Source organism: Rhodanobacter sp. K2T2 (assembly GCF_013408815.1).
Taxonomy (GTDB): Bacteria; Pseudomonadota; Gammaproteobacteria; order Xanthomonadales; family Rhodanobacteraceae; genus Rhodanobacter.
Map to the genome: position 1 here is coordinate 74,074 of NZ_JACCCA010000008.1, position 26,796 is coordinate 100,869.

Annotated in this window: 19 protein-coding genes; 7 read left to right on the forward strand and 12 right to left on the reverse strand. The window is 65.6% G+C overall.

Annotation, left to right across the window (positions count from 1 at the left end):
- The 5 genes from HDE78_RS13870 to HDE78_RS13890 all read right to left on the reverse strand — a co-directional run bounded on the left by HDE78_RS13870 (window position 1) and on the right by HDE78_RS13890 (window position 9,127).
- On the reverse strand, window positions 1-2,247 hold the full coding sequence (locus tag HDE78_RS13870) for a YfhO family protein (RefSeq protein ID WP_179480487.1): 2,247 nt from the start codon (window positions 2,245-2,247) through the stop codon (window positions 1-3).
- Between the two features lie 128 nt (window positions 2,248-2,375).
- A complete protein-coding gene (locus HDE78_RS13875; protein WP_179480489.1) occupies window positions 2,376-4,553 on the reverse strand; it encodes an LTA synthase family protein in 2,178 nt (725 codons plus the stop codon).
- 112 nt (window positions 4,554-4,665) lie between these two features.
- Entirely contained in the window at window positions 4,666-5,895 is a 1,230-nt protein-coding gene (locus HDE78_RS13880) for a multifunctional CCA addition/repair protein (RefSeq protein WP_179480491.1), read from the reverse strand.
- A 139-nt stretch (window positions 5,896-6,034) separates the two neighbouring features.
- Window positions 6,035-6,973, reverse strand: a complete 939-nt coding sequence (locus HDE78_RS13885; RefSeq protein ID WP_179480493.1) for a complex I NDUFA9 subunit family protein — start codon at window positions 6,971-6,973, stop codon at window positions 6,035-6,037.
- A gap of 57 nt (window positions 6,974-7,030) precedes the next feature.
- The gene (locus HDE78_RS13890) at window positions 7,031-9,127 is read right to left on the reverse strand and encodes a transglycosylase SLT domain-containing protein (protein WP_179480495.1); all 2,097 of its coding nucleotides are present in this window, start codon (window positions 9,125-9,127) and stop codon (window positions 7,031-7,033) included.
- Window positions 9,128-9,280: 153 nt separating this feature from the next.
- Here HDE78_RS13890 and HDE78_RS13895 point away from each other — a divergent pair, with 153 nt between their 5' ends.
- On the forward strand, window positions 9,281-10,888 hold the full coding sequence (locus HDE78_RS13895; RefSeq protein ID WP_179480497.1) for a glycoside hydrolase family 17: 1,608 nt from the start codon (window positions 9,281-9,283) through the stop codon (window positions 10,886-10,888).
- Here the strand turns inward: HDE78_RS13895 and HDE78_RS13900 are convergent.
- The 5 genes from HDE78_RS13900 to HDE78_RS13920 form a co-directional block, all read right to left on the reverse strand.
- Window positions 10,832-11,233 (reverse strand): hypothetical protein, encoded by a 402-nt coding sequence (locus HDE78_RS13900; RefSeq protein WP_179480499.1) that lies wholly within the window; start codon window positions 11,231-11,233, stop codon window positions 10,832-10,834. The genes HDE78_RS13895 and HDE78_RS13900 overlap by 57 nt on opposite strands.
- Window positions 11,234-11,285: 52 nt before the next feature.
- On the reverse strand, window positions 11,286-12,095 hold the full coding sequence (locus HDE78_RS13905) for an endonuclease/exonuclease/phosphatase family protein (protein ID WP_179480501.1): 810 nt from the start codon (window positions 12,093-12,095) through the stop codon (window positions 11,286-11,288).
- 149 nt (window positions 12,096-12,244) lie between these two features.
- A complete protein-coding gene (locus HDE78_RS13910; RefSeq protein WP_179480503.1) occupies window positions 12,245-12,907 on the reverse strand; it encodes a thiol:disulfide interchange protein DsbA/DsbL in 663 nt (220 codons plus the stop codon).
- Window positions 12,908-12,977: 70 nt separating this feature from the next.
- Entirely contained in the window at window positions 12,978-13,850 is an 873-nt protein-coding gene (locus HDE78_RS13915) for a thiol:disulfide interchange protein DsbA/DsbL (protein ID WP_179480505.1), read from the reverse strand.
- A 128-nt stretch (window positions 13,851-13,978) separates the two neighbouring features.
- Window positions 13,979-14,821, reverse strand: a complete 843-nt coding sequence (locus HDE78_RS13920) for a c-type cytochrome (RefSeq protein ID WP_179480507.1) — start codon at window positions 14,819-14,821, stop codon at window positions 13,979-13,981.
- A 116-nt stretch (window positions 14,822-14,937) separates the two neighbouring features.
- Here HDE78_RS13920 and yihA point away from each other — a divergent pair, with 116 nt between their 5' ends.
- On the forward strand, window positions 14,938-15,660 hold the full coding sequence (gene yihA / locus HDE78_RS13925) for a ribosome biogenesis GTP-binding protein YihA/YsxC (RefSeq protein WP_179480509.1): 723 nt from the start codon (window positions 14,938-14,940) through the stop codon (window positions 15,658-15,660).
- A 25-nt stretch (window positions 15,661-15,685) separates the two neighbouring features.
- On the opposite strand, the gene HDE78_RS13930 is transcribed toward yihA, so the two are convergent.
- The gene (locus HDE78_RS13930) at window positions 15,686-16,177 is read right to left on the reverse strand and encodes a GAF domain-containing protein (protein WP_179480751.1); all 492 of its coding nucleotides are present in this window, start codon (window positions 16,175-16,177) and stop codon (window positions 15,686-15,688) included.
- A 189-nt stretch (window positions 16,178-16,366) separates the two neighbouring features.
- Here HDE78_RS13930 and bioD point away from each other — a divergent pair, with 189 nt between their 5' ends.
- The 5 genes from bioD to HDE78_RS13955 all read left to right on the forward strand — a co-directional run bounded on the left by bioD (window position 16,367) and on the right by HDE78_RS13955 (window position 23,212).
- Window positions 16,367-17,047, forward strand: coding sequence for a dethiobiotin synthase (bioD, locus tag HDE78_RS13935; RefSeq protein ID WP_179480511.1), 681 nt, complete (start codon window positions 16,367-16,369; stop codon window positions 17,045-17,047).
- Window positions 17,048-17,125: 78 nt separating this feature from the next.
- Entirely contained in the window at window positions 17,126-17,473 is a 348-nt protein-coding gene (locus tag HDE78_RS13940) for a hypothetical protein (protein ID WP_179480513.1), read from the forward strand.
- Between the two features lie 229 nt (window positions 17,474-17,702).
- Entirely contained in the window at window positions 17,703-19,901 is a 2,199-nt protein-coding gene (dcp, locus tag HDE78_RS13945; protein WP_179480515.1) for a peptidyl-dipeptidase Dcp, read from the forward strand.
- Between the two features lie 172 nt (window positions 19,902-20,073).
- A complete protein-coding gene (locus tag HDE78_RS13950; RefSeq protein ID WP_179480517.1) occupies window positions 20,074-21,906 on the forward strand; it encodes a monovalent cation:proton antiporter-2 (CPA2) family protein in 1,833 nt (610 codons plus the stop codon).
- 157 nt (window positions 21,907-22,063) lie between these two features.
- The gene (locus HDE78_RS13955) at window positions 22,064-23,212 is read left to right on the forward strand and encodes a glycosyltransferase family 9 protein (protein ID WP_179480519.1); all 1,149 of its coding nucleotides are present in this window, start codon (window positions 22,064-22,066) and stop codon (window positions 23,210-23,212) included.
- An 11-nt stretch (window positions 23,213-23,223) separates the two neighbouring features.
- On the opposite strand, the gene HDE78_RS13960 is transcribed toward HDE78_RS13955, so the two are convergent.
- Entirely contained in the window at window positions 23,224-26,685 is a 3,462-nt protein-coding gene (locus HDE78_RS13960; RefSeq protein WP_179480521.1) for an ankyrin repeat domain-containing protein, read from the reverse strand.
- Between the last annotated feature and the right edge of the window lie 111 nt (window positions 26,686-26,796).

The window sequence follows — 26,796 nt, forward strand, 5'->3', positions numbered from 1 at the left end:
TCAGCGCGAGCGCTGCCGCCAGACATCGGCAACCATCGTCCACGGGTGAAACACAAAACGGATGACGTGAAGACCGGCCGGCACGCACACCGCGCGGAACATGCCGTTGGCGCGATGAATCGTCAGGCTTGCACCGTCCACATCGGCGACCCAGCCGGGGAAGTCCAGCTCGCTCAGCACCAGCCAGCCGGCGCCGGATGACTGCGTACGCATGGACAGCTGCGTCGGCGTGGCCTGCACGTCGGCGATCGCCAGCTGGGCAGTGCATGCGGTTGCCACGTTCTCACCCGTGCGCTGATCTTCCGTGTCGCGTGGGGTCAGCCAGACCGTAGTGCGAAAATCCGTTGCGTCGAAAGCCGATGGCGAAGGGAGCTGCCATGGGGACAAGGCGATCGCATGCGTCGGGTTGAGCCACCGCGGGTACGCCTTGTCGTTTTGCCAGACTTCGTTATGGGTTTGGCTGTCGGCGAAGATTTTTTCGTAACCCGACGGGGCCGGCCACGGAGTTGTTTCGGTCTTGTGCACATCGATTACATAGCGTACGCCGAGAAGATCGCTCAGCTTGCTGTCTGGCGCCGTGTTGAACAGCGTGTTGACCCGCGATGGTGCACCGTCGAAACCGCTGCCGTTGCCGCGTGCGCCGTACCAGCGATCGTAGAGCCCGTACCGCAGTGGGTTATAACCCTGGGTCGATTGCAGGTCGCGCAGCACCACAAGGTTGTCCCACTGGCTGCCCGCATCGACGGGCTCCAGCCTTGCCGGCAACGTGCCTGGAGCCGGCTGCATGCGCGCGGACAGAAAGTCGGCGGTGGCGTCGTGCAGGAAGATCTTCGCCTTGTCGGGACCTTCGTTGAACGTGCCGTCGAGGTTGAAACAGCGGTAATCCACCACCAGGAGTACCAGCAACCACGTCGCTGTGCGAAGCGTCGTGCCCGTACGCCGCAGCCGCCAAAACGCCAGTACGGCGACGACGGCGGCAATCAGGCTTTCGCCGTGCCAGCGCGCGTAGGTGTGATGCATGGGCAGGCTGGAGAGCGTCAGCCACAGCGCCGCGACGGCGAGCAAAGTGGCGACATGGCGTCGTGAATCCAGCCGAAAATGACTGGCCGCCAGCCCGCTGAACATGGCCAGAGAAAAATTCAGCAGGTAGGCTGCATCTGATGGCCGACGGAACTGCTGCACGCCAGGCAGCCACGCATAAAGCCACGCATAGAAAGGCGTGTTCACGCCCAGCATGTAGAAAAAGGCGATCACGGCTACGGCGGCAAAAAAGATCAGCTGCCGCCGCTGCGGCGGTTCACGCCAGGCCATGCCGATACCCGCGAGCATCAAGGTCGGCATGGCGCCGATGTATAGATACGCTTCGACGCGGTCCGCCGGGCCGCTGTAGCTGCCGCGCAAGGCATGCAGCGCGTTGGGGTCGAAGAACGTGAGCAGCGCACGCCAATCCAGTGAGGCGCTCGCCGAGGTAGCAAGCGGTAGCGTGGCGCGGTTCGACAGCGTCGTATAAGCCCAGGTGAAAAGCAGCTGCGGCAAACCGATAGCCGACGCAAAGAGGATCGCGAGCAGCATGCCGACGAACCAGCGCCATCGTGCTGCCGCGCCGTAGTCGCGCCAATGCGTAACGCTGGCACCGGCCGCATAGGCGACCATCATCAGCGTCAGTACATAGGTGAGTTGCACCAGCTGCGTGACCATGGCGCCAGCGACCAGACCCAGCAGCAGTCCGCGGCGCCAGTCCGGCGCCTGGAGGAAGTGCCGCAGTACCAGCAGCACCAACGGCGCATACGCGTAGGCCAGTAGGATCGGCGTATGTTCCATGCGCGAGGCGGCGACGCCACCGGCCATGAACACCGTGGCGCCAACGAGCGCGCCAAAAGCATTCGCACCAGAGCGCTTCAACAGGGCGAGCATGGCGGTGCCGCCCATGAGCAAGTGCAGCAGCACGCCCCATGCAAACCAGCTGGCGCCCGGCGCCCTGCGCAGCAGCATCCATGCCATGAGCAGCGGCGAAAACAGCATGCCCTGGGGATCGGCGATCTGCGGGTAGCCTGAATAGATATACGGATTCCACCAGGGCCACAGGCCCATACGCAGGCTATGCGCGTTGAAATAGACGGTCGGATAGGACGAAATCATCGCGTCCCAGGGCAGCACGCGGATGTTCAGCAGCAGCGGCAGATTCAGCGTCAACCAGATCAGGCACAGGCCGGCGAAGAGCCGCACAAAGGGACGATGCTGCAACATCTGAAGAGGCCCCTGGTCAGACAGACATGAAGACGTTGAGACGTCTGATGGCATTGGACGGATGACGTCGCACTTGCCTTGCCGATCATCCTGCGGCTCGAACTTGCCGCAGGATGATGCCATGACGCTTACGTGCCGGTGGGAACTTTGCTGGCGCTGGTAGCCGGGGCTGGCGCCATGTCCGGTTTCGCCGGTAACGTTGGGGGGGCCGGCAAGGGCGTTACCGGCGTCGAATCGCTGGCACGATGCGCCAGCTGGCCGCGCCGGAACTGTTCGCTGGCGACCTGGTAATACGCCACCGCCTGATCGATCAGGGTCTGGTTCTGTGGATTGATCGGCGTGGCGTCACCGGTGGCGTAGTCCGGCGTGAACTGCTCCAGCTTACGCTGGGGCTCCAGCACGGTGAGCGCGTTGTCGCGCAGATAGCCGAGCTTTTCGTAGGTACCCGGCAGCGCATGTCCCTCGTTCGGCGGCATCGCGAACACGTCCTGGCCGAAGAAGCGCGTACGGTAGCTGAAGTTGAGCATGCCCAGCACGGTCGGCGGAATATCCAGCTGGCCCATCAACTGATGCACGCGCTGCGGTGGAAAATTCTTCGGCGAATAGATCCACAGCGGGATGTGGTAATGGTTGATCGGAAGCGTGGTCTTGCCGGCGCTGGAGGCGCAGTGATCGGCGGTGATGACGAACACGGTGTTGTCGAAGTAGGGCTTGCTGCGCGCTCGCTCGATGAAGTCCTTGATCGACCAGTCGGTGTATGCCACCGAACCGGGCCGCGACGGGCTGACCTGCGATACGCGGCCAGCCGGGTAGGTATACGGCCGGTGGTTGGAGGTGGTCATGATGTGCAGGAAGAACGGCTTGCCATCGTTGTGGATGTCGTCCATCTGTTGCAGCGCCAGCGTATACAGATCCTCGTCCGACACGCCCCACACGTTCTGGCTGTGGATCGGCGCATCCTTGGGAATGTCGCCGCGGTCGACCGTGCGATAGCCGTTGTGGCTGAAGAAATAATTCATGTTGTCGAAGTAGCCGTAGCCACCGTAGACAAAGTCCGACTGGTACCCGCGATCGTTGAAGATGTCGGCCAGCGAAAACAGATTTTCGTTGCGGTGTTCGCGGATCAGCGAGTCGCCCGGCGTAGGCGGTACCGATAGCGACAGCGCTTCCAGCCCGCGTACGGTGCGCGTGCCGTTGGCATAGAGGTTGTCGAAGAACACGCTCTGGCCGACCAGCGAATCCAGATATGGCGTGAGATTTTCCTTGTTGCCGAACGTCCCCAGGTAATCGCCCGAAAGGCTCTCCACGCTGATCAGCACCACGTTGAGATGCTTCTCGTTGCCGCTGTGCCGGATCTCGCGTGTGAGGTCCTGTGGATCGCGGCTGACGAACGTGGCGTCGGGCGTCTTCAGCTGCTCGCGCAGAATGCCGAAGGCCTTGTCGTCGGGCAGGGTGCGATAGAACTTGGCGTAGTCCAGATGCGAGCTGCGGAACGCGGCGAAAAACTGGTAGATGCCGTTGCCGGCCAGCTCGTTGACGTAGCTGTTGCGGGTTTGATCCTTCATGCCGCCGTTGACGGCAAACAGGGATGCCACCGTCAGCACCAGCCACAGCAGCGCCACGCTGCCGCGCTGCCAGAAACGACTGCCGTCGTCGCGCGTGCGCAGGCCGCGCCTGCTCAGCGCGAACAACACCAGGGTCGCGATCACCAGCAGGCCGAGCCAGGTGAAGATGGGATACGACTCGCGGATATTGCCGATGACCTCGGTGGTGTAGACCAGATAATCCACCGCGATAAAGTTGAAGCGCACACTGAATTCGTTCCAGAACACCAGCTCGCACGCCGCCACGAACAGCAGTCCGTAGAGCAGCGCCAGCCCCATCAGGTACATCGCCCACTGGCCGCTGCGCCCTGAATACGCCAGCGCGGGCATGGGCAGGAAAAACAGAAACAGGATCACCAGCGGCCACGACTCGTGCACGTGCACGTGCCAGCGCAAAAACACCAGACCCAGGCAGGCCGCGTACAAAAGCGCCATGCCCAGCAGGTAAAGCAGCCACTGTCCGACACCGGAAATCCGCGCTCGTCGCGCCGGCACCAGCCACAGAAACAGCACCATCGGCCACGCCACGTAGATAAACGTGATCAGGTCGTAGCCCAGGCCCACGCCGAAGCTGTAAAGCAAGTTCAGCGGACTATGCGATACGTCGGCACCGGACATCACCAGCAGTGCCACGCGGGTCACCAGCGCGATCGCAATAAAGGTGATGGCCAGCCACAGCAGCGGACGGAAACGCTGACGCATGGGTGAGACCGTGGTGAAAGCTCGCGGCACCGGTAACTCCAGAAAATGAAAACCAATCGGTCAGCGCGCGTTCCGGGCGCCATTTATCCAGACTTTATACAACGCGCAGCTTTTACGAATGTTCAGTTTTCACTAGCGCGATCGCCTCGATGCGGGCCGCGTTCATCGCCGCGCCGATCGCCGGGCCGACCAGTCCCTGCGCGATGAAGCCGCTGGCGTCGATCGCCGCCGCGGCGGCGCGGGCAGTGCGCAGGTAGTCGGCCTGCGGATAGGCATCGTCTTCGTGGCCCAGCCGGCCGCGCTTGTCGGCCTCGCAGGCCGCAAGAAAAAGCTCAAGCCTTGCCGGCCTGCGCAACGCATCCAGTGCGCTCAGCAGCTTCAGTACCGTGGCCGGCTTCAGCTCGAAGGCGCGATGGGCGTTGAGATGTTCGCGGCATACCTGTTCGGCCAGCGCCGCGTGCTCGGTCGGCACCTTCAGTCGCTCGGCCAGCACGCGCAGCGGCGCCACGCCGCGATGCTCGTGGCCGACATGGCGCGGCAGTTCACCTGCCGGCGTCAGCGCCTTGCCCAAGTCGTGCGTGAGCGCGCAGAAGCCGACAATGTCGTTGCCTGGCGCGATACGCGCCGCGGCATCGAGCACCATTTCCAGATGCACGCCGGTGTCGATCTCGGGATGAAACTCCGCCCGCTGCGGCACGCCGTAGAGCGCGTCGACTTCGGGAAACAGCACGGCGAGCGCGCCGCATGCACGCAGTACGCGCAAAAACGCGGAGGGCTGCGGCTCGGCCAGCGCCTTGCGCGTTTCCGCCCATACGCGTTCGGGTACGAGGTGATCGACCTCGCCGTCGCGCACCATCTGCCGCATCAGCGCCAACGTTTCATCGGCCACGGCGAAACCCAGCGATGCGAAGCGCGCGGCGAAACGCGCCACCCGCAGCACGCGCACCGGGTCTTCGACGAACGCCTCGGACACGTGGCGAAGCACGCGCGCCTCGATATCGCGCACGCCGTGATACGGATCGGTCAGCGCGCCGTGCTCGTCCTGCGCGATCGCATTGATGGTGAGGTCGCGTCGTGCAAGATCCTGTTCCAGCGTCACCGTCGCGTCGGCCTGAAACACGAAACCGTGATAGCCGCGGCCGGTTTTGCGCTCAGTCCGCGCCAGCGCGTACTCCTCGCCGCTGCGCGGGTGCAGAAATACCGGGAAATCCTTGCCGACCGGCCGGTAGCCCTGCGCAAGCAATTCGTCGGGCGTCGCGCCGACCACCACGTGATCGCGATCGACCACCGGTCGCCCGAGCAGGGCATCGCGAACCGCGCCGCCGACTAGATAGGTTTGCATGATGAAGGGTTTGCCATGCGCATAGGTTTCATCCGAAAAAGCGCCGTAGGTTGGAGTGAGCGGAAGCGAACTCCAACACCTTCGCCCGCACCGCGTTGGGATTCGCTGGCGCTCATCCCAACCTACGATCCTCGCGGGTCTATCGCCGGGCGGCGCGTGCCTGGTTCAACCGGTTTTGCAGCGGCGAACCGTGGATCAGCCGCGGCAGCCAGGGGGTGAAGGGTTGCGGCACGATGCCGAGCGTGGCGTAGCCGTCGGTCTTGCCGACGGAGTCGGTGCGCAGCGACAGAAAGTTGTCGAGTGAGAAGGGTTTGCCGGGCAGCAGGCCGGCGACCTGCGCCTGCAGGCGGCCCAGGCTGTCGGGCAGCGCGATGATGGTGCGCTTGAGGCCGGCAGTGTCGCTGATCTTGCGCACGATCTCGCCGAGGGTGAGCACTTCGGGGCCATAGAGTTCGAAGCTGCTGCGTTTGCCGAGCTTGTCGCTGGCGACGCAGCGGGCGATGGCTTCGCCGACGTCGCCGACGTAGGTCGGCGCCATTCGCGACTTGGCGCGAGCCAGCGGAAACACCGGCAGTTTTTTCAGCAACGAGGCGAATCGGCTTACCAGGCCATCGCCCGGGCCGAAGATCACGCTGGGCTGGTAGATGGTCCATTCGAGCGAGGATGCCTTGACCAGCGATTCGGCTTCGCCGCGCGTTTTCAAGTATTGCGACAGCCCCTGGCCGGCCTTCAGCGAACTCATCTGGTGCAGGCGCGCGACGCCGCTGGCATGACAGGCGGCGATCACGCGTTTGGTCAGTTCCACGTGCGCGCGCTGGAAGCTGTGCGGGCCGCCGGCGTTGAGAATGCCGACGAGGTTGATCACCGCATCGGCACCGGTGAATTCCTTGCGCAGCACCTCGTCGTTATAGACGTCCGCGGTGCGAACGACGACGGTGGGCAGTACGCCCAGCGCGCGATGCTGCTCGCGGTTGCGGCTAAGCATCACGACGTGGTGGCCATCGGCGGCGAGTCGGGGGACGAGATGGCTACCGACGAAACCGGTGCCGCCGAGGATGACGATTTTCTGTGCGGCCATGGGGCTGGATCCTGCTATGTCTCGAAAGGGATGGACGACGTCATCAAGTATGGCGCTTCACGGTGACGCGCCGGGTGTGGATGACGCCCCTACGGGCGTGACGGCCGGCGCTGGGGCGGGAATGGGCGCCGGCGTGCTCTCCGGTTTGTCGATGACCGCGCTGGCCGGGCAGTCGATGGAGCGCTTCACCGTCATCGCGTTGGGCAGCTCGTACGTCTGTCCAATCGGGCTCATGCGGGTAGCCAGCGGTACGGCGTTACCGTTGAGGCGCCAGTCGTAGATCACGCTGAAGGCCATCACGCGCGCCACGTACTCGCGGGTTTCCTTGTACGGCATGGTGGCGACGAACACGTCCGGCGTCAGCGTGCCGCGTGCAGCCAGCCACTGGTCAAGTTTGTTCGGGCCGGCGTTGTAGGCGGCGCTGCCCAGCCACGGCGCGCCGTTGTAGCGGCCGGCCAGCTGGGCGAGATAGCGCGTGCCCAGGGTGATGTTGACCGTCGGGTCGTACAGCGAATCGCCGCCGTTCCAGTTGAGTCCATTGCTGCGCGCCACCATGGCAGCGGTGCCCGGCACCAGCTGCATCAGTCCGCGTGCATCGGCGCCGGAGCGCGCATCGGTCATCCACGCGCTTTCCGCGCGCAAAATGCCGTAGGCCCAGGCCGGCTCGATGCCGGCCTGTTCGGCCTGCGGTACCACGCCGTCCTGGCTGGCCAGCGGAAAGCGCAGGTCGTAGAGTCGCAGCGCGTCGCCGCTGCTGAGGCTGAACACCGCGCGGTCGTACCAGCCGCGCTGGTTGGCCAGATCGGCGGCCAGTCGAAGCGTGCTCTGGTCGTCGCCCTGCAGCGCGCGTGACCACTCGCGCCGGGCCAGCTTGGGCAGGCCGACGACGTAAAGCTCGAAGGCACGCAGCAGCCCCGGCCGGGCCAGCAGCGCCTGCTCGCGCTGCGGATCGCCGGCCAGCTGCAGCGGGCAGATGGCGTAGGGCTGGTTGAGTTTGTCGGCTGCCATGAAGCCGAAGAAGGTGGGCTCCTTCGCCAACGCGCCGAACACGGCTTGCGCTTCGCTGCTGCGGTTCAGCGCGGCCAGCGCACGGGCGCGAAAGTAGCGCCACTCGCCGTCGGCTTTCTGGGCGTCGCTCATTGCCGCGATCGCGTCCAGCACGGCGTTCCAGTCCTGCTGCGCCAGCGCGATGCGCGCGCGCCACTCGCGCGTGCTGTCGCTCTGCGCGGCGGCGGGCAGGTCGATCAGGCGGGTCAGCGCGTTTTCGTCGAAGTCGGTGGCATGAAACAGCGCCAGCGTGCGCAGGATCTGATCGCGCTGCGACGGGCTGAAACTGAAATGCGTCTGCAGGTTTTGCCAGCCCGTGTCGGCGCTGGCGGACTGCCGTCGCGCCAGCCGCGTCAGCGCCAGGGTGGCCGCTTCGCGCGTGCGCAGCGTGTCCGGCCAGCTGGCTGCCGCGGCAACCGCTGAGGCGGGATCGCGCAAGGCCTGCGCAAGCTGCTGGGCGGTCGCGCGATCGCCTTGCGGCAGCCAGCCGGCCAGCTTGCTTATGGTGCCGGGCTGTCCCGCGTCGGCAGCGCGATCGATACGCGACCACAGTCGGGTGCTGGTCAACAGGCCTTGATCGTTTGCCGCGCTCAATACCGGATCGCAGGCGTCGGGCAGGCTGGGCTTGCTCCACAGGTCGGCCAGGTCGCGATCGAAATCCAGTGTGGCGCCGCGCGACAGTTTCGCCTGCAGCGCATCGCAGGTCAGCGTGTCGCCGAGATTGGGCTGATAGAGGGCCAGGAAATCGTTCCAGTCCTGCCGTCGCGCCAGTTCCAGCAGAAAATCGCGGCGCAGGTCGGCGGCGGGAATCCAGTCCGGGTATTGCTTGATGTAGGCCTGCACCGTGGCAAGGTCGTCCTGCTTGAGATCGTGCTCCAGCGCGGCAGCTTGCAGGTAGGGATACAGCGGGTAATCGCGCAGGCCGCTGGCCAGCTGGCGCCAGTCGTCGCCGCCCTGCTGCTGGGCGCTGGCATAAGCCTGCTTGAACGCGGCGCGCTGCGCGTCCGATGGCTCGACCGCATGCGCGGACGAAGCGCCCAAAAGCATGGTGAGGCTCAGCAATAAACCGGCAATCGAAATGCGCCTAGGCACAGTAGCGACGAACATGGGAACTCCTGCAATCGTTCGACCGCCAGTGTAGTGGATGCCCCGACGGCGCATGACAGCGCGGTTCACGATGGCGGGCATCGCAAGATTAGTGAGCCCGCACGGGCCTGCTAAACTCGCACGCTTATACCGTTTATACGAGATGGATTCGGCATGCCTCCAGAGCCCTCGCCCACGCATCGCCGGCACGGACTCACTTGGCTATTGCTCTTGCTTGCCGCTGCGGCGGGCGCCTGGTGGTGGTGGTCGATCGGCAGGCCGGTCGAGCTGCCCGATGCGCCGTCATCGCGCATCGCCTGCGTGTCCTACGGTCCCTTCCGCCGTGCCGGCGAGTCGCCACTCGATCCCAAAGCCTTCATCAGCCCTGAGCGGGTCGACGCGGACATGCGCATGCTGTCGCAGCGTTTCGACTGCGTGCGCACCTATTCGCAGGGGCAGGGCCTGAGCGCGGTGCCGGAGATCGCGGCGCGGCATGGCATGAAAGTGCTGATGGGCATCTGGCTCAGCCGCAATCCCACGTTGAACGATGAGCAGATACGGCTCGGCATCGCGGCGGCGAAGGCGAATCCGCAGGCCATCCGCGGCATTATCGTCGGCAACGAAGTGCTGCTGCGCGGTGAGCTTTCCTCGGCGCAGATAGCCGGCTATCTGCGCGAGGTGAAAGCGGCCGTCAGCGTGCCGGTGACCTACGCGGACGTGTGGGAATTCTGGCTGCGCCATCCCGAGCTGGCCTCGTCGGTCGACTACATCACTATCCACATTTTGCCTTACTGGGAAGACAAGCCGGTGCCGTCGCCGCTGGCTGTGCAGCACGTGGAGGAGGTTTCAGCGCGAGTCGAGCGCGCCTTTCCCGGGCGTCAAATAATGATCGGAGAGACCGGCTGGCCCAGCGAAGGACGTCCGCGACAGGGCGTGCAGGCGAGCGTGGTCGACGAGGCGCGTTACCTGCGCGAGTTCATGCGTTACGCGACGACCGCCCGCATGCCTTACAACGTATTCGCGGCATTCGACCAGCCGTGGCAACGGGTTCTCGAAGGTACGGTGGGCGGCTACTGGGGCATCTTCGACGTCAATGCCAAACCGAAATTTCCGATGCAGGGCCCGGTGACCGAAGAGCCGCATTGGGCCTACGGCTGGTTGGCCGGCGCGGTCGGTGCGATCGTTTTCTTGCTGGCAGGCAGTTGGCGCCGACGCTGGAACCGCAAACGCGGTTGGCTTGCGCTGATGCTGCTGGGATCTGCCAGCGGCTGCGCGCTGGCCTGGCAAGCGCGGCAGATGTGGTTTGCCTGCAGCAACACGGTGGAGTGGGCGCTGTCGATCGCCGCCTGCGTGGCGGCTCTGGCAACCGCGCTGCAGCTGGCGCGTTGGATCGCGGCGCGTCTGGCAGGCTTCACGCCGCCGATGAGGCCGTCGGCGTGGCTGCGGTTTGGATGGCTATTCCTGTTGACGTACTTCGACTTGCTGCAGGTGTTCGACGGGCGCTATCGCGATTTTCCGCTAGGCCTGTTCGCGCTGCCGTGTATTGGCTACGCCCTGATGGCGCTGCTGTCGGATCGGCATGAGGCGAGGATGCCGATGGTCGAGGAGCGCTTTTTGGCGGCATGCCTGCCGATACTTGCCGCTGTGGTGGTGCTGCAGGAGGCTGGCGTGATGCCGGTGGCCTGGCTCTGGCTGCTCTTGAACTCGGCGATTGCCGCGCCGGTGCTAGTCGGCTGGCGACAGGCGCGGCAGCAGCTGCGCCTGAATCCGCAGCAGGCGTAGGCACCCGATCAGCAGCGCCAGCGCGCCTGCCTCGAAGCAGTACATTTCCAGCGCAAAAGCACCGAACGCTGCGGCCAGCCATGCCGCCCACGGCTGCTTCCACAGCAGTGACAGCGCCGCGGCAATCAGGGCAGCGATACCGAAGCCATTGCTCAGAAAGCCGACCACGATGGCCTGACGCGTGCTGCACCACCACGGGGCATGTCCGTTTTCGCACAGCTGCACGACGGCGCTGGGTTCGACCATGCCGTAGCGCAGCGCAGCGGCGAGTACGCCGACGATGATCAGCAGCAGCCAAGGCAGCGTCTTGCGCGACCAGCCGGCGGGATTCGATGAGGACGTCATGCACTCGTGCTCGTGCGGGTTATTGTGCGAAGGTTTCGAATGGGCAGGCGGTTCATCGGTGGCGTCCTTGCGTCGCGGTGCCGACGTGCGCAGGCAGCCTAATCTCCGCCGCGATGGGCAGATGATCGGAGAAAGCCTGCGGCAGCGTCCAGGTCTTGTCCAACTGGATCGCCGCCGTTGTAAGGATGTGATCCAGCGCCCGCCGCGGCTTCCAGCTGGGAAAGGTTGGGGTGGACTGCGCTGGCGGCTGCAGGCCGCACTTGGAAAACAGGTAATGCATCTCCGCGCTGTGCGGCTCGGTATTGAGATCGCCCATCAGCACCGCGTGCGGAAAATCCTGCAGCAACTCGGCGATAAACCCAAGTTGTTTTGCCCGCGCCGGCGCACTCAACGAGAGGTGCGCCACCATCACCGCCAGCGCGCCGTCGCCTTCGCCGAACCGCGCCAGCAGTGCGCCGCGGCCGGGGATGCGGCTGGGCAGCGGATAGTCCAGCACCGAGCTCGGTTCCATCCGACTGATCAGCCCGTTGGCCGAATGCGCCAGTCGCGCCATCGGGCGATTCGGCTGGTGGCTCCAGAACGGCATGCCGGAGGTTTCGGCGAGGTAGCGGGTCTGGTTGAGAAAGCCCGAGCGCAGGCTGCCGGCGTCGGCTTCCTGCAATCCGATCACGTCGAACTGCGGCAGCACCTCGGCCAGCCGGTCGAGGTTGTCCATCTTGCTGCGCCCAGGCAGCACGGCGGTGAGGCTGCGCGTGACGTATTCGCTGTAACGCTGCACGCTGGCGCCAGCCAAAATATTGCAGCTCAACAGGCGCAGGCGGCGCTCGGCAGGTGCAGCAGGGGGACTGGCGGCGCGATTCATTGCAGCACACTACACGGGGAAGGAAGGCGGTGGTTCGGCGAGCAAACAGCGCAGAGTCCTGCTGGCCAGCCACCGCGCGAAGCATGACGTACCCGACGTGAACACCATGCCAGCCGCTCCGTCGGCTTCGACGCTTCAGGCATCGGAGATTACTTCTTGTTGCTTCCCAACTCGCGCTTGGCCAGCCAAAGCGCGACCGCCGCAAGTTCATCCATATCCTTGGCGCCGGTCACGCGGTACTTGCCGTCGACGACCAGCGTCGGCGTGCCGTCGACCTGCCATTTCTGGATAAGCGCCAGATCGCTCTTCATCTTGTCGGTGACTTCGTCGGAGGTCGCGATGCGCATAAATTCATCGCGGTTGACGCCTTGCTTGGCATAGAAATCGGCCAGCTCGTCCATCGAGTTGATCGGATAATTCTGCCCAAACTTCTCCGCAAAAAGCTCCTGATGCGTGCGGTCGACCACGCCTAGCTGCTTGGCGGCGTAATAGGCGCGCGCAAACGGCAGCCACTCGGCGCTGAACGGGGCCGGCATCAGCTTGAACACCACGCCGGGCGGAAGCTCTTTGCGCAGCTTTTCGGCGATCGGCGCAAAATGCGCGCAGTGGATGCAGCCGTAGGAAAACACCTCGACCACCTCGACCTTGCCCTCGGCGCTGTAGCGCTGGTTCGGCGCAGGCAGCGTCACGTACTGGGCGCCTTCGGTATACGGCGCCGCGGCCGTCGAGTTGGATTGTGCGCCGCAGGCGCTGGTCAGCAGCAGGCCGCCGAGCAGGGCGAGCAGGCGCAGATGGGAAAATCGCTTCAGCATGGGCTTCTCTCTTGCGTGGTGGCCGCAGCCAGCGTCGTTCGGATTGGGGCGATCAAAGTTGCGCGAGTGATTACTTGCCGGCCGTTTCCTTGGCGACCAGCCACTGCACCAGCTCGATGGTCTGCGGCAGGCCGCCGGCGTCTTTCGGGGTCAGCCGGTATTTGCCGTTGACCACGAGGGTCGGCGTGCTGTCGACACCCAGCGCCTTGAGCTCGTCGTCGGCGCGCTTCATTTGCGTGTTAATGCTGAACGAGTTGGCGACGCCGACGAACTGCTTCGGGTCGACGCCGTACTTGGCATAGAACTTGGCCACGTCGTCCAGGGTGGGCCACGCCTCGTGCGGCTTGGGCTTGCCGGCCTGCAGGTCGTAGGTGGCCAGTTCGCCGGTCTTCCAGGCGGCATCGAACATCGCGTCATAGGTCTTGTCGGCGACGCCCAGCGCCTGGGCGGCATAGAAAGCGCGCTGGAACAGCGGCCAGTTTTCGTCCGGACGGAACGAGGCCGGCAGGTAAACGACCACGGCATTCGACGGCAGGCTCTTGACCAGCTGGTCCATCGTAGTGTGGAACGAATTGCAGGCTGGGCAGGCGTAGGAAAAGACCTCGGTCACCTCGACCTTGCCCGGATGGCTGGTCGGTTGCGCCGGATCGACCAGGTAATAGTTCTTGCCCTCGACCCATTTGCCGTCATCGACGAACGGTGCGGCCGGCTTCGCCGGTTTTTCGTCGGCGGTCGCGGGCGTCGAGGCGCTGGCGGCCGGTGCAGCGCTGGCCGAAGGTGCGGGCGCGGTGCTGGCCGGCGTCGGAGCGGTACTTGCAGTGGCCGCGCTGGCTGCGGTGGTCGATGCAGCGGGCGCCGATGTGGCCGCGCTGTTGTCGCCGTCGTGGCTGCAGGCGGCAAGTGCGAGCAGGGCGGCGCACAGGAACGGTAAACGCTTCAGCATGAGAACCTCGGAACGGAAGGGGAGCGACGCCGGGGGCGGCCGTGAATTGAGTGAATCGCAAAAACCGAATGGAACTCAGACCGCCAGCGTCGACGCGAGTTCGGCCCGTTCCGCGCCAGCATCGACAATCAGGGGGTCGCAGGCGCCGCGGTGGGCTGGGCGCTGTGCAGCCCCTCGACATAGCTGGCCAGCGCGGCGATGTCGTTGGAGTCGAGCTTCTGCGCGATCGCCGGCATGATCTGCGAGTGCGCGTCGTCGCCCCAGCTGGTGCCGTCGTGCCACGCCTTCAGCTTGGCCTGGATGTACTGCGCGTGTTGGGCGGTGAGCTGCGGATACATGGCGCCCGGGTTGCCGCGGCCGTCGATGCTGTGACAGGCCATGCAGGCGGGAATGCCGCGCGTGGCGTCGCCTTCGCGGAACAGCGTCTGGCCGTGATCGACCAGCGCTTGGTCGGCCACGCCGGGCAGCGAAGTCTTGCTGGCGAAGTAGGCGCCGATGTCCTGCATGTCCTGTGGCGACAGCGGCGTGGCCATGCCGAGCATGATCGGGTTCTGGCGCTTGCCGGATTTGAAGTTCGCCAGCTGATGGGCGATGTAGGCCTCGCTCTGGCCGGCCAGCTTCGGATATTGCGGATCGCTGGAGTTGCCATCGAGTCCATGGCAGGCGCCGCAGACGGCGGCCTTGCCCTGGCCGACGGTCGCGTCGCCGGGTTTGACAGCCACGACGGCGGCGGGCGCCGCTGCCGTGCTGGCCGACGGTGGCGTGGTGGCGGCTGTGGCTGCGTTATCGGCGCTCGCTGCGGCAGCGGGTTTCACTGCGGTGCCGGCGACGGCAGGCTTGGCCGCCGTGGTGGAAGCAGCTGGCTTCGGCGCATCGGCCTGGGCCATCACCACGCCGGCAGACAGGGCAAATGCGAGAGCGGTGGCGGAGCCGAGAACAGCGCTGCGAAAACCGGCGGACCGAAAACTCATACACTGGACTCCCGAGAAACTTGCGAACACCGCCGCGGATCGCCGCCATTCGGCTTGCATCAGGCAGTAACTCAAGAATTATCCCTGTGCCACCGTCCCTTGGTCAAACCATTCCCATGTCCAATCCCTTACAAGGCGCGCAGTTCATGCTCGCTGCCCATCGCATCAGTCAATTGCCCGCCGATCAGGGCGCCGAAGTGGCGTTCGCCGGACGCTCCAACGCGGGCAAGTCCAGCGCGCTCAATGCGCTGACCAATCACAAGGGGCTGGCGCGCACCTCCAAAACGCCCGGCCGCACGCAGCAGATGGTGGCTTTCAGCTTGCCGCCGCACAAGGATGTGCCAGTGCTGCGAGCGCAGGAAGCGCAGGAGCGACCGCCGCCGAAGGAGGTATCGGGGTCGCGAGCGGATCCGGCCAACGGCCAGCCGCCGCTGGATCTGCGTCTGATCGATCTGCCCGGCTACGGCTATGCCAAGGTGCCGCTGGAGATGCGCGAGCACTGGAAGCTGGAGATCGATGCCTACCTGCATCAGCGCCAAAGCCTGCGCGGGCTGGTGCTGATCGTCGACATTCGCCACCCGCTGAAGGAGTTCGACCGGCAGATGCTCGAGTTCTGTCTGGGTACCCAGCTGCCGTGCCATCTGCTGCTGACCAAGGCCGACAAGCTCTCGCGCAATCAGGCCATGCAGGCGCTGGCGACGCTGCGCAAGCAATTCGCGGCTGAGGGGCTGCATGCCACGGCGCAGATTTTCTCGTCCTCGGCCGGCACCGGCGTGGACGAGGCGCGCGAGGCGGTGATGACGCTGCTGCGCCAGCCGCGGGTTCTCGGCGCGCGCTGATCGAGCGGCGCCGCATGGTGCGGTATCAGCGCGGTAGGGTTTCCATGAACGCCGCGCACAGCGCTTCCATGCCGGCGCGGTCGTCGTCGTCGAAGCGCTCGATCACCGGGCTGTCGACGTCCCATACGCCGAGCAGGGTGCCGTCCGCTTTGACCAGCGGTACGACGATTTCCGACTGCGAGGCGGCATCGCAGGCGATATGGCCCTCGAACGCGTGCACGTCGCGCACCAGCTGGGTTTGTCGATCCTGCGCGGCCGTTCCGCATACGCCCCGTCCCAGCGCAATGCGTATGCAGGCCGGCTTGCCCTGGAACGGGCCCACGACCAGCTCGCTGCCGTCGAAGAGATAAAACCCGGCCCAGTTCACCTCGGGCAGGCTGTTGAAGACCAGCGCGCTGAAGTTGGCGGCGTTGGCGATCATGTTGCTTTCCCCCAGCATCAGGCCGCGCGCCTGCTGTACCAGATCGTCGTACTGTTCGCGCTTGCTGGCATAGGTGGTCGTGGTGGTTTCGAACATGGCGGGTGTCTGCACGCTAAAGAACCGTATTATGCCCGGCGCTGGCGATGGCGTAGCCACTGATCGAACGGATATCCGTTTTCGCCGCAAGCCTGGCCCGGCTGTCGACGTCGCCGGGTGTTTTTTACCGATGCCGACCGTGCCGCGGCTGCGTGCCGCCCGGCGGTATTACCTCCATGGAGTCATCGCGTGAGTCATTCCGCTGTTTTCATCGCCGGCACCGATACCGGCATCGGCAAAACGCACGCCGCCTGTGCCCTGATACACGCCCTGCGCGAGGCCGGTCACACCACCTGCGGCATGAAGCCGGTGGCCAGCGGCTGCGAATCGACGCCGCAAGGTTTGCGCAACGAGGATGCGCTGGCGCTGCAGGCGGCGAGCAGCATGGCTGTCGATTACGACCTGATCAATCCGATGGCGTTGAGCGAGCCGATGGCGCCGCATCTGGCCGCGGCGCACGAGGGTGTGGCGATATCCCTGTCGCCGCTGCGTTTCGCCTTCGATCAACTGCGTGAAAACCATCGACGCGTCGTGGTCGAGGGCGTCGGTGGCTGGCTGGTGCCGCTGGCGCCGGAGTTGTCGGCGGCGGATATCGCCAAGGAGTGGCAGCTGCCGGTGATCTTGGTGGTCGGTCTGCGCCTGGGCTGCCTCAATCACGCCCTGCTCAGCGCGCGCGTCATCCAGACCGATGGCTGCCAGCTGCTGGGCTGGATCGGCAACACGATCGATCCCCACATGCTGGCGCTGGACGAAAATCTGGCTACGCTGCGCGAGCTGATGCCGGTGCCCTGCCTCGGTGTATTGCCGCACAACCTGGCGCCCGAGCAGGCGGCGACGCATTTGCAGGCCGCGGTGGTTGCCTTGGGCTGAACTTCACATGCCGCGTGCTTCGATGACGGAGCGCAACCTAAGCTTTGTTCAACTCAAAAGTACCTCGCCGGAGATACCATGGCCCGCAGCCACTACTACCTGTCCATCGCCGATCTCGCCAAGGCGCGCGGCAACGATCCTCGGTTTTCCTACAGCGGCGCCGGCCCGGACGACTTCGCTACGGCATTGCAGCAGGCATTGCGCGATGCGGATCTGTTCAACCGCTGGCGTGCGGCGCAGCCCGATCCCGACGCGGTCGACGGCAATCTGGCAGAAACCGATCCGCAGGCCCAAGTGAATGCCAAGGTCAGCGATCTGCACATCGACGTGGAGCTGCTCACCACGCTGCCGATGAGCGTGGTGCGGCAGCGGCTGAACCTGCTGATCGGCAGCGCGTGGCAGCTGCGCGACATGCGCTCGGCCTGAGCGCCGACGAGTCTTTCATCGAGTCGACGATCCAGCGTTGCGCCGGCGGTGACCCATCGGGGGAGTTGGCGCGCCTAGCGTCGGCCGCGAGGACATTCGGCGTCGCGCCATCAAGGCCCCTGACTTTCGGCCCTTGGAAGAACCGGGCCGAAATCGTTAGAGTCGATAGCCGACTATCGTCCACCTGTTCTTTGGACGCGTTATCCTGCACAACACTTGGGGAAACTCGATGCTTCGTCTTCGCATGATCGTTATCGCTACATCAATGGCCCTGACCGCCTGCTCGCCGTCGTCCGACGACAGTGGCAAGCAGCCCGCGGCCAGCGCCACGGTGGCGCACGCCAGCACTGCCGCCGCGCCGGCGCCCGCCGCGACCGCGAGCAATCCGTTTTTCGCCGCCAGCACGCTGCCGTTCCAGGCCCCGCCGTTCGACAAGATCACCGAGGCCGATTACCAGCCGGCGATCGAAGAGGGCATGAAGCAGCACCTGGCCGAGATCGAGAAGATCGCCGACAACCCCGATGCGCCGACCTTCGAAAACACCTACGTGGCGATGGAGAAATCCGGCGCGCTGCTGACTCGCGCCATGATGGCGTTCGAAGGCGTGGCCCAGGCCAATACCAGCGACACGCTGCAGAAGGTCGAGGAAGAAGAAGCGCCTAAGCTGGCCGCCCATCGCGACGCGATCACCCTCAACAGCAAGCTGTTCGCCCGCGTGCAGGCGGTATACGACCAGCGCGATTCGCTCAAGCTCGATCCTGAGTCGCTGCGCCTGGTCGAGGTGACCTACAAGAATTTCGTCCGCGGCGGCGCCAAGCTGTCCGATGCCGACAAGGCCAAGCTCAAGGACCTCAACAAGGAGGAGTCCACCCTCAGCACGCAGTTCAGCAACAAGCTGCTGGCGGCGACCAAGGCCGGCGCGCTGGTGGTGGACGACAAGTCCAAGCTCGATGGCATGTCCGACGCCGACATCGCCGCGGCAGCTGGTGCCGCGAAAGAGCGCAAGGTCGACGGCAAATGGGTCGTGGTGCTGCAGAACACCACTCAGCAGCCCGCGCTGCAGGACATCAACGATCGCGCCACGCGCGAAGCGCTGTTCAATGCCTCGTGGAATCGCGCCGAGAAGGGCGACGCCAACGACACCCGCGACATGATCGAACGCATCGCGCAGATCCGTGCCCAGCAAGCCAAGTTGCTCGGGTATCCGAACTACGCCGCGTGGACGCTGGACGACCAGATGGCGAAGACGCCGGATGCGGCGATCAAGTTCATGCAGAATCTGGTGCCGGCCGTCACGGCGCGCGCCGAGCGCGAGTCGAAGGACATCCAGGCGGTGATCGACCAGCAGAAGGGCGGCTTCAAGGTCGCTGCCTGGGACTGGGAGCATTACTCCGAGCAGGTGCGCAAGGCCAAGTACGATCTGGACGAGTCGCAGATCAAGCCGTACTTCGAACTGGACAACGTGCTGCAGAACGGTGTGTTCTACGCGGCCAACCAGCTGTACGGGCTGACCTTCAAGGAGCGCAAGGACATCCCGGTGTATCAGCCGGACGTGCGCGTGTTCGAGGTGTTCGACAAGGACGGCACCTCGATGGCGCTGTTCTATTGCGATTACTTCAAGCGCGACAACAAGAACGGCGGCGCCTGGATGAGCAACTTCGTCACCCAGTCCAAGCTGTTGGGCACCAAGCCGGTAATCTACAACGTCGCCAACTTCACCAAGCCGGCGGCGGGCCAGCCGGCGCTGCTGTCGTTCGATGACGTGGTCACCATGTTCCACGAGTTCGGCCACGGTCTGCACGGCATCTTTGCCGACTCACAGTACCCGAGCCTCTCGGGTGCCAACACGGCGCGCGACTTCGTCGAGTTTCCGTCGCAGTTCAACGAGCATTGGGCATCCGATCCGAAGGTGTTCGCCAACTACGCCAAGAACTACAAGACCGGCGAGCCGATGCCGCAGGTGTTGGTGGACAAGATCAAGAAGGCCGCCACCTTCAACAAGGGCTACGACATGACCGAGCTGGTCTCGGCCGCGCTGCTCGACATGGGCTGGCACACGCTCGGTGCGGATGCGCCCAAGCAGGATGCCGACGCCTTCGAGGCAAAGACACTGAAGGACGACAAGATCGATCTGAGCTATGTGCCGCCGCGCTATCGCTCCAGCTATTTCGCACACATCTGGGGCGGCGGTTATGCGGCCGGTTACTACGCCTACCTGTGGACCGAGATGCTGGCCGACGACGGCTTCGAATGGTTCAAGGAGCACGGCGGCCTGACCCGCGAGAACGGCGATCGCTTCCGCGCGATGGTGCTCTCGCGAGGCAATACCGAAGATCTCGACACGATGTACAAGGACTGGCGCGGCAAGGCACCGAGCATCGAACCGATGCTGATCGACCGCGGATTGAAGGATGCGCCGAAAAAATAATTCGCGCACTTTGAATGTCACGCCGTCCGATCAGGCCCGCCATGTGCGGGCCTGATTTTTTGAAGCTCCGATCGCACCGTTCGTGGCTGCGTACAAAATTGCGACAGAAACGGCACGGTCGCTACCCGCGTGGAATAATCGAACGCCATCGATCCAACGGAGTTACCCACGCGTGGACAGCTCGCAATTTCTGAAGACTGCCGTGGTGTTTCTGCTGGCGACGGTCATCGCCGTGCCGCTGACCAAGCGCTTCCGGCTGGGTTCGGTGCTGGGTTACATGATCGCCGGCGTGGCGATCGGTCCACAGTTGCTCGGGTTGATCAGCGATACCGAAGGCGTGGCCTCGATTTCCGAGTTCGGTGTGGTCCTGATGCTGTTTGTGATCGGCCTGGAGCTGTCGCCGCAGCGGTTATGGGTGATGCGCCGCTCGGTCTTCGGCACTGGCCTGCTGCAGGTGCTGAGTGCGGCGCTGGCGATCGGCGCGGTCGGCTATTTCCTGTTCGGTCTCACCGAGCGGGCCGCGGCGATCGTCGGCGGCAGCCTGGCGCTGTCGTCCACCGCGTTCGGCCTGCAGATACTCGCCGAGCGCAAGGAGGCCGGCTCCGCGTATGGCCGGCAGGTCTTCTCGATTCTGCTGTTTCAGGATCTGGCGGCGATTCCGCTGATCGCCGCGGTGCCGCTATTGGCGACGACCTCGGCCTCGCACGGTATCGATCCGCACAGTGTGCTAAGCACCGTCGGGGTCATCGTGGCGGTGGTCGTAGGCGGACGCTATCTGTTGCGTCCGGTGTTCCGCTTCGTGGCCAAGGCCGACTCGGTGGAAGTGTCCACGGCCACGGCGCTGCTGGTGGTGATGGGCACCGCGCTGATCATGGAGCTGGCGCATGTTTCGGCCACGCTGGGCGCGTTCCTCGCCGGCGTGCTGCTGGCCGATTCGGAATATCGGCACGAGATGGAATCGCATATCGAGCCGTTCAAAGGGTTGTTGCTGGGTTTGTTCTTCATCAGCGTCGGCATGTCGATGGATCTGTCGCTGCTGCTGTCGCAGCCGCTGCTGATAGTGGAGCTGGTGCTGGGCCTGCTGCTGCTGAAAAGCGTCCTGCTGTGGCCGCTGGCGCGGCTGCCGGCCGGCCTCAATCGCTCGGACAGCTTGCGCCTGATCGTGCTGCTGGCCAGCGGCGGCGAGTTCGCTTTCGTGGTGCTGAAGCTGGCGGCCGAAAAGCAGCTGATCGACGGCGGCCAGCGCGATGCGCTGGTGCTGGCGATCACCCTGTCGATGGCACTGACGCCGTTGCTGGTGGTGATCGCGGCCCGGATGCTCGACGTCAAGCCGAAAAAGCCCACGCGCGAATACGACACCATCGATGCCGATACGCCGCGCGTCATCATCGCGGGCTTTGGCCGCATGGGCCAGATCGTCGCCCGCGTGCTGCGCGCGCAGGGCATTCCCTTCGTGGCGCTGGAGCATTCGGTCGAACAGGTGGAGGCGTCGCGCCGCTTCGGCAGCATCAATATTTTCTACGGCGATCCGACCCGTCCGGAGCTGCTGCGCGCCGCGCAGGCGGACAAGGCCGAAGTGTTCGTGCTGGCCACGGACGACCCGGAAACCAGCCTGCGCACCGCGCGTTTGGTCAAGCGGCAGTATCCGCATCTGAAGATCGTCGCCCGCGCACGCAATCGCCAGCACGTGTTCCGGCTGATGGACATGGGCGTCGACGAGCCGGTGCGCGAGACCTTTCACTCCAGCCTCAAAATGACGCGCAAGACGCTGGAGGCGCTCGGCCTGTCGCACGAGCTGGCGGTCGATCGGGTGGAGCGCTTCCGCCTGTACGACGAAGACCTGCTGAAAAAGCAGGCGCTGGTCTACGACGACGAGACCAAGCTGATCCAGAGCGGTCGCGACGCCATGGCCGATCTGCAGCAGTTGTTCGAAGCCGACGCCGAGCCCGGCGCGGAGCGCGAGCGCCAGCGCGACAGGGACAAGCGGCTCAGCGCCGAGGATTGAACCGAGCGAACCAACCGGCGCCATGCGCGCCGGCCGTGGATATAGCGTAGAAAGGAATGGCTCGGGGAGCATTGCCTGGATCTGGCAGGCTCCGGATGGAATTCACGCGCCTGCCGTCAACCGCAAACCCCGCCCAGCGTTGCTTGGAGTCATGCCTATGACCGCAAGACATTCCGCGCCGCTCGATCCTCCGTCGGCCGATGGATCATCGTTGTCGCCGGCTGCTGTCACGCCGGTGGTCATCCGGTTTGGCCGTCTGGGCGACACGATTTTGCTGCAGCCCTTGCTGCGCAAGCTGCAGCAGCGTTACGGCAAACCCTGCCACGTGCTGGCCCTGGGCGACTGGCCGCAGGTGCTGTTTTCCGCGCAGCCCGAGGTGGACGGATTCATTCCGCTGCGCAGCCAGTACGGCTCGCTGCTGTTCAGTCCGCCGCGCTGGCGCGTGGCGATGGCGCTGCGAAAATTCCGCGACTCGCCGATCTACGTCTGCGAGCCGGAGCCCCGCGCGAGTACCAAGGTGCGCCCGCTGCTGGCGCTCGCCGGCATACCGAAAGAGCACTGTGAGTTCATCCAGCCGATGACCATGCGCGAGAACGAGCACTGGATCGACTGGCTGCTGCGCTTCGGCAGCCAGACGCCGGCGGCCTTTCGCGCCAGTCACCCGGAGACGGTGCCCGAAGAGCGCACCGAGATCGCGCCACAACTCAAGGTTACCGCGGCGGAACGAAACGATCGCGATGCATGGCTGCGCATGCAGGGCATGCTGGGGCGTCCGCTGGTGCTGCTGCAGCCGGCGAACAAGCGCACCATGCGCTGGAACGGTGTACGGCATGCCGACGATGACGAAAAATCCTGGCCAGCGCAGCGCTGGGGCGAACTGGCGCGGGCGATCAGCTATCGCCTGCCGCAGGCGCAGATCCTGTTCTGCGGATCGGCCGCCGAGGCCGGTTATATCGAATCGCTGCTTGCCGCGACCAAAACCCATTCATTGCGCATCGATACCGCCGTGCTGCCGCTGGGTCGACTCAAAGCGTTGCTCGAGATAGCCCACAGCATGGTTTCGGTGGATACCGGGCCGGCACATCTGGCGGCGGCCGTGGGCTGTCCGCTAGTGGTGCTGTTCGGCGGACGATTCCCGTCGATGTGGGCACCGCGCAGCGGGCATGGTAGTGCCGTTACCGTGATCGGCGGCCTGCCGGAAACCAGTCGTGTCGACGAGATCGATGCCACGTCGGTGATTTCTGCCTGGCGTACGCTACCGCTACGTGCGGGTTCGCCAGCCGCCGCAGAGTTATCCGCCGATTGAATAGTGGCCGATCAGTCCGCCGGCGCCGCCGGCTGGCGCAGTGTCTGCCGCACGCTGGGAATCGCACCGACACGCGGCGCCAGCTCGTGCGCGATGTCGATGTAGCCCACCTGGCGCGCCACATCCGCCGCGGTACGGCCGAATGCATCGGCGGCCAGGCGATCGGCGCCGCGCGACAGCAGAACGCGCGCCGGCGGTAACAAGGCATGCATGGCGCAGGCGTGCAGCGCGGTTACACCGCGCTGATCGGCATGCCCGACCAGCGCGCCAGCATCGAGCAGCACGGGCAACAGCGCGCCGATATGCGTGGCGTCGCAGTCGCTGCCAGGCCGCAGCTGCGCGCCGAGCAGCAGCAGCAGGGGCGTCTTGCCCTCGCGGTCGGCCTGGTTGATATCGGCGCCGCGCTTCAGCAGCGCGTCGAACAGCCGGCGCGCGCGCAGGCTGTCGTTATGCTCAAAGCCAAACTGCGCTGCGGCGTGCAGGGCGCTGCGGCCGCTGGCGTCCAGCGCGTTGACGTCGGCGCCGCCATCGAGCAAGGCCTCGACGATTTCCGGATGCCCCAGCGCGGCGGCCACCATCAGTGCGGTCGTTTCGTTGGGCAGTCGCTGATCGATCGCGACCTGATGTTCCAGCAGCAGCGCAACCAGCGCATCGCGCCGTGCGGCGACCGCCGCGGTCAGCGGGGTGACGCCGCTGCTGGCCGCGAGCGACGAATCGGCGCCGGCATCGAGCACACAGGCGGCAATCTCGCGATGGCCGGCGCCGCAGGCGCGCAGCAAGGCGGTGGCGCCCTGGTCGTCGCGTGTGTCGACCGCAAAACCCAGTTCCAGCAACCGCTGTACGGTCGGCAGCGCGCCGGCGGCTGCGGCAGCCGGCAGATCGGTGGCACGCAGCGGCCGAGCCGGCCGTGTCCAGTCGTGCCAGTCGAGCCAGCGCTCGACAGTCGGGTGTTCCAGCGCCAGCCCCAGCGGGGTTTCGCCGTTGCTGTCGGCGGCCTCGGGATTGGCGCCGTAGACGATCAGCGCGCGCACCAGCGGCAGCGCGTCGGCGCCGTGTTCCAGCGCAGCGAACAGCGGCGTGCGGCCTTCGCGATCGCGCGTGTTCGGATCGCAGCCGCGCGCCAGCAGCGCCTGCAGCAGGCTCAGCTGGCCGTTGACCACGGCCAGATGCAGCGGCGTGCGGTCGCGTGCATCGACGCCGAACGGATCGGCGCCGCGTTCGAGCAAATTCAGCGGCAGCGCGGCACACGCGGCCGAGCCGTTGAGGCGCGAGAGCGCCTGTGCCAGCAAACCGGTGCCGGCCGGGCTGGCGCCGGCCTGCAGCAGATCGTCCAGCGCCTCGGTCGAGGCGGGCAGCTGCGGCAGCAGTGCGTCGAACAGGCGCCGGCCCAGCGGCGGCAGGGTTGGCGCATTTGCCTGCGCGGTATCGACGTCGTCGGAAAGCTGGGGCGGCAGTCGCGCCTCGGCATCGAGGCCGTGCTCCAGCAGCCAGCGTCGGGCCGGGCTCAGACCGGGCGTGGCCAGGTCCAGGTAAAGCTGCGCCAGTTGCGCTTGCGGCCACTCGCGCACGCGTTCGGCAAAACTCGACACGATCGCCCAGTGCGCAAAGCGCAGCGCGTCGAGCAAGTGCGCCGGCGTGTCCGCGCCTTCCGTCAGCACGTCGCGTCGATGCGTGGCCGGCAGTGGCGTATCCGGATCGAGCAGCGCGACCAGATCCCAGCGTCCCGCGGCAGCGGCATGGTCGAGCGCGCTGCGGCCATCGCCACCTACCGCCTTCGGCTCGGCGCCGAGCGCCAGCAGGGCGCTGATGGTTTCGCCGCGGGCGTGCGGCGACTGGCAGGCGAGCGTCAGCGCATCGCGGCCGTGGTGATCGCGCGCGCGCGCGTCAGGCTGGGATTCGGCCAGCAGTTGCACGATGCCGCCGGCGCCGGCGCGCGCCGCTTCCATCAGCGCAGTGCTGCCGCGGTGATCGGCCAGCGTGACGTCGGCTCCGGCCGCACACAGCGTGCGTGCGATCTGTTCGTGGCCTTCGGCCGCAGCGGTGAGCAGCGCGCTGCGGTGGCGCGCGTCCACCGCATTCACCGCTGCGCGATGCTTCAGCAGCAGCTTGACGCCGGTGACGTCATCGTCGGCGATGCCGGCGGCGGCGACCAGCGCGGGCTCGCCGTTCGCGGGTGCGGGTTTGGCCCCGCGCTCCAGCAGAAATTTGACCAGCGGCCAGTTGGCAGCGCGGCAGGCGACCGCTAGCGGGCTGACGCCCGAGCGGGTCAACGCGTTGATCGGTGCGGAGGCATCCAGCAGCATCGCGGCGACACCCGCTTCGGCGCTGAGCACGGCACCATGCAGCGGCGTGCTGCCTTCGGCATCGGCGGCCAGCGGGTTGGCGCCGTTGGCGAGCAGAGTCATCACCGCTTCGGCGCGACCGTGCCAGCTGTCGCGGGTAGCAGCGAGCAGGGGCGTGATGCCGCCGCTTGCGCGATTCACGTCCGCGCCCTTGGCGATCAGCGCACGCAGCAGGCGCGTATCCGGCAACAGCGCGGCCAGCATCAACACCGGGCGCTGGTCGCGATCGTCGGCAGCCGGTGTCGTGTTGGGGTCCGCGCCGGCTTCGACCAGGGCGAGCGCGCGATCGATATCGCCCTCGCGCGTGGCCTGCAGCAGCGCCTGGGCTTGCTCGGGCGTGCCGGCCGTGCGCTCCTGCTCGTTCAACACCACGACCGCCGGCTGCCTGGCAGGAATGGACTTGATCGCCTCGGGCGCCGCTGCCGCCGCGGGCTTGACGTGTTTCGCGCAGAGCAGCGCGCGCAGCGTGCGGTTGGCAATGATCAGACAACCCAGCGGCAGCAGCACGACGCCATAGATCGCCAGTGCCGCAATGCGGGGCTCGGCCGGCAGCACGCCATACAAGCCGGTCAAGGCGACGGCACCAAAGGCCAGCACCAGCAGCGCCAGCGCGGCCGGCAAGTAGTGGCTGAAGAAGCGCTCCTCGTGCGACAGATGCCGACCGAACGCCAGGCTGCGCAGGGTCGCCGTGAAGATCCACGAGCTGTCGCGCTGCGCCGGGTAGGCGTCATCCCAGACAAACACCAATCCAAACGCGGGCCACAGTCGCCACAGCGCCGCCAGCGCAAGCACCAGGGCCGCGGCGAGAATCAGCGCCGCGCCCAAGCTCGGCGTATGGCTGAGTTGCAGCATCGGCCACGCCACCAGCAAGAACACCAGTACGGTATAGCCGGTGAACATCACCAGATGCGCCGCGCCGCGGCGCAAGACCGTACGACCGAAACGCGGTTCGGGATCGAAACCGATCGCGTGGCAGATCGCGGCCATGGTCAACGCGTTGGCCAACAGCAGCGGAATCAGCGTCAGCGGATGGTTGACGAAACCGGCCGCCGCGATCGCCAGCAACCCAGGAATGAACCACGCGATAGATTGCGCGAAAGGAGGGCGTCGTCGTGATTTGGGCTGGGTCATGCCGACAGTATAGAAATCGCGGCGACTTCAGACGGTAACCTGGTGTTAACACCCGCACTATTTTTCGGCGTTTTATTCCGCGCGTGCGGCGAGGCGTTCATTCGCCCAGCC

Excerpts from the sequence above, each read along its gene's own strand:
- HDE78_RS13930 (WP_179480751.1), bottom strand. The coding sequence starts at position 16,177 with ATGTTCGAAACCACCACGACCACCTATGCCAGCAAGCGCGAACAGTAC.
- HDE78_RS13875 (WP_179480489.1), bottom strand. The coding sequence starts at position 4,553 with ATGCGTCAGCGTTTCCGTCCGCTGCTGTGGCTGGCCATCACCTTTATT.
- HDE78_RS13915 (WP_179480505.1), bottom strand. The coding sequence starts at position 13,850 with ATGCTGAAGCGTTTACCGTTCCTGTGCGCCGCCCTGCTCGCACTTGCC.
- HDE78_RS13960 (WP_179480521.1), bottom strand. The coding sequence starts at position 26,685 with ATGACCCAGCCCAAATCACGACGACGCCCTCCTTTCGCGCAATCTATC.
- HDE78_RS13885 (WP_179480493.1), bottom strand. The coding sequence starts at position 6,973 with ATGGCCGCACAGAAAATCGTCATCCTCGGCGGCACCGGTTTCGTCGGT.
- HDE78_RS13870 (WP_179480487.1), bottom strand. The coding sequence starts at position 2,247 with ATGTTGCAGCATCGTCCCTTTGTGCGGCTCTTCGCCGGCCTGTGCCTG.
- yihA (WP_179480509.1), top strand. The coding sequence starts at position 14,938 with ATGTCCAATCCCTTACAAGGCGCGCAGTTCATGCTCGCTGCCCATCGC.
- HDE78_RS13895 (WP_179480497.1), top strand. The coding sequence starts at position 9,281 with ATGCCTCCAGAGCCCTCGCCCACGCATCGCCGGCACGGACTCACTTGG.
- HDE78_RS13900 (WP_179480499.1), bottom strand. The coding sequence starts at position 11,233 with ATGACGTCCTCATCGAATCCCGCCGGCTGGTCGCGCAAGACGCTGCCT.
- HDE78_RS13880 (WP_179480491.1), bottom strand. The coding sequence starts at position 5,895 with ATGCAAACCTATCTAGTCGGCGGCGCGGTTCGCGATGCCCTGCTCGGG.
- HDE78_RS13910 (WP_179480503.1), bottom strand. The coding sequence starts at position 12,907 with ATGCTGAAGCGATTTTCCCATCTGCGCCTGCTCGCCCTGCTCGGCGGC.
- HDE78_RS13890 (WP_179480495.1), bottom strand. The coding sequence starts at position 9,127 with ATGTTCGTCGCTACTGTGCCTAGGCGCATTTCGATTGCCGGTTTATTG.
- HDE78_RS13940 (WP_179480513.1), top strand. The coding sequence starts at position 17,126 with ATGGCCCGCAGCCACTACTACCTGTCCATCGCCGATCTCGCCAAGGCG.
- HDE78_RS13905 (WP_179480501.1), bottom strand. The coding sequence starts at position 12,095 with ATGAATCGCGCCGCCAGTCCCCCTGCTGCACCTGCCGAGCGCCGCCTG.
- dcp (WP_179480515.1), top strand. The coding sequence starts at position 17,703 with ATGCTTCGTCTTCGCATGATCGTTATCGCTACATCAATGGCCCTGACC.
- HDE78_RS13920 (WP_179480507.1), bottom strand. The coding sequence starts at position 14,821 with ATGAGTTTTCGGTCCGCCGGTTTTCGCAGCGCTGTTCTCGGCTCCGCC.
- HDE78_RS13955 (WP_179480519.1), top strand. The coding sequence starts at position 22,064 with ATGACCGCAAGACATTCCGCGCCGCTCGATCCTCCGTCGGCCGATGGA.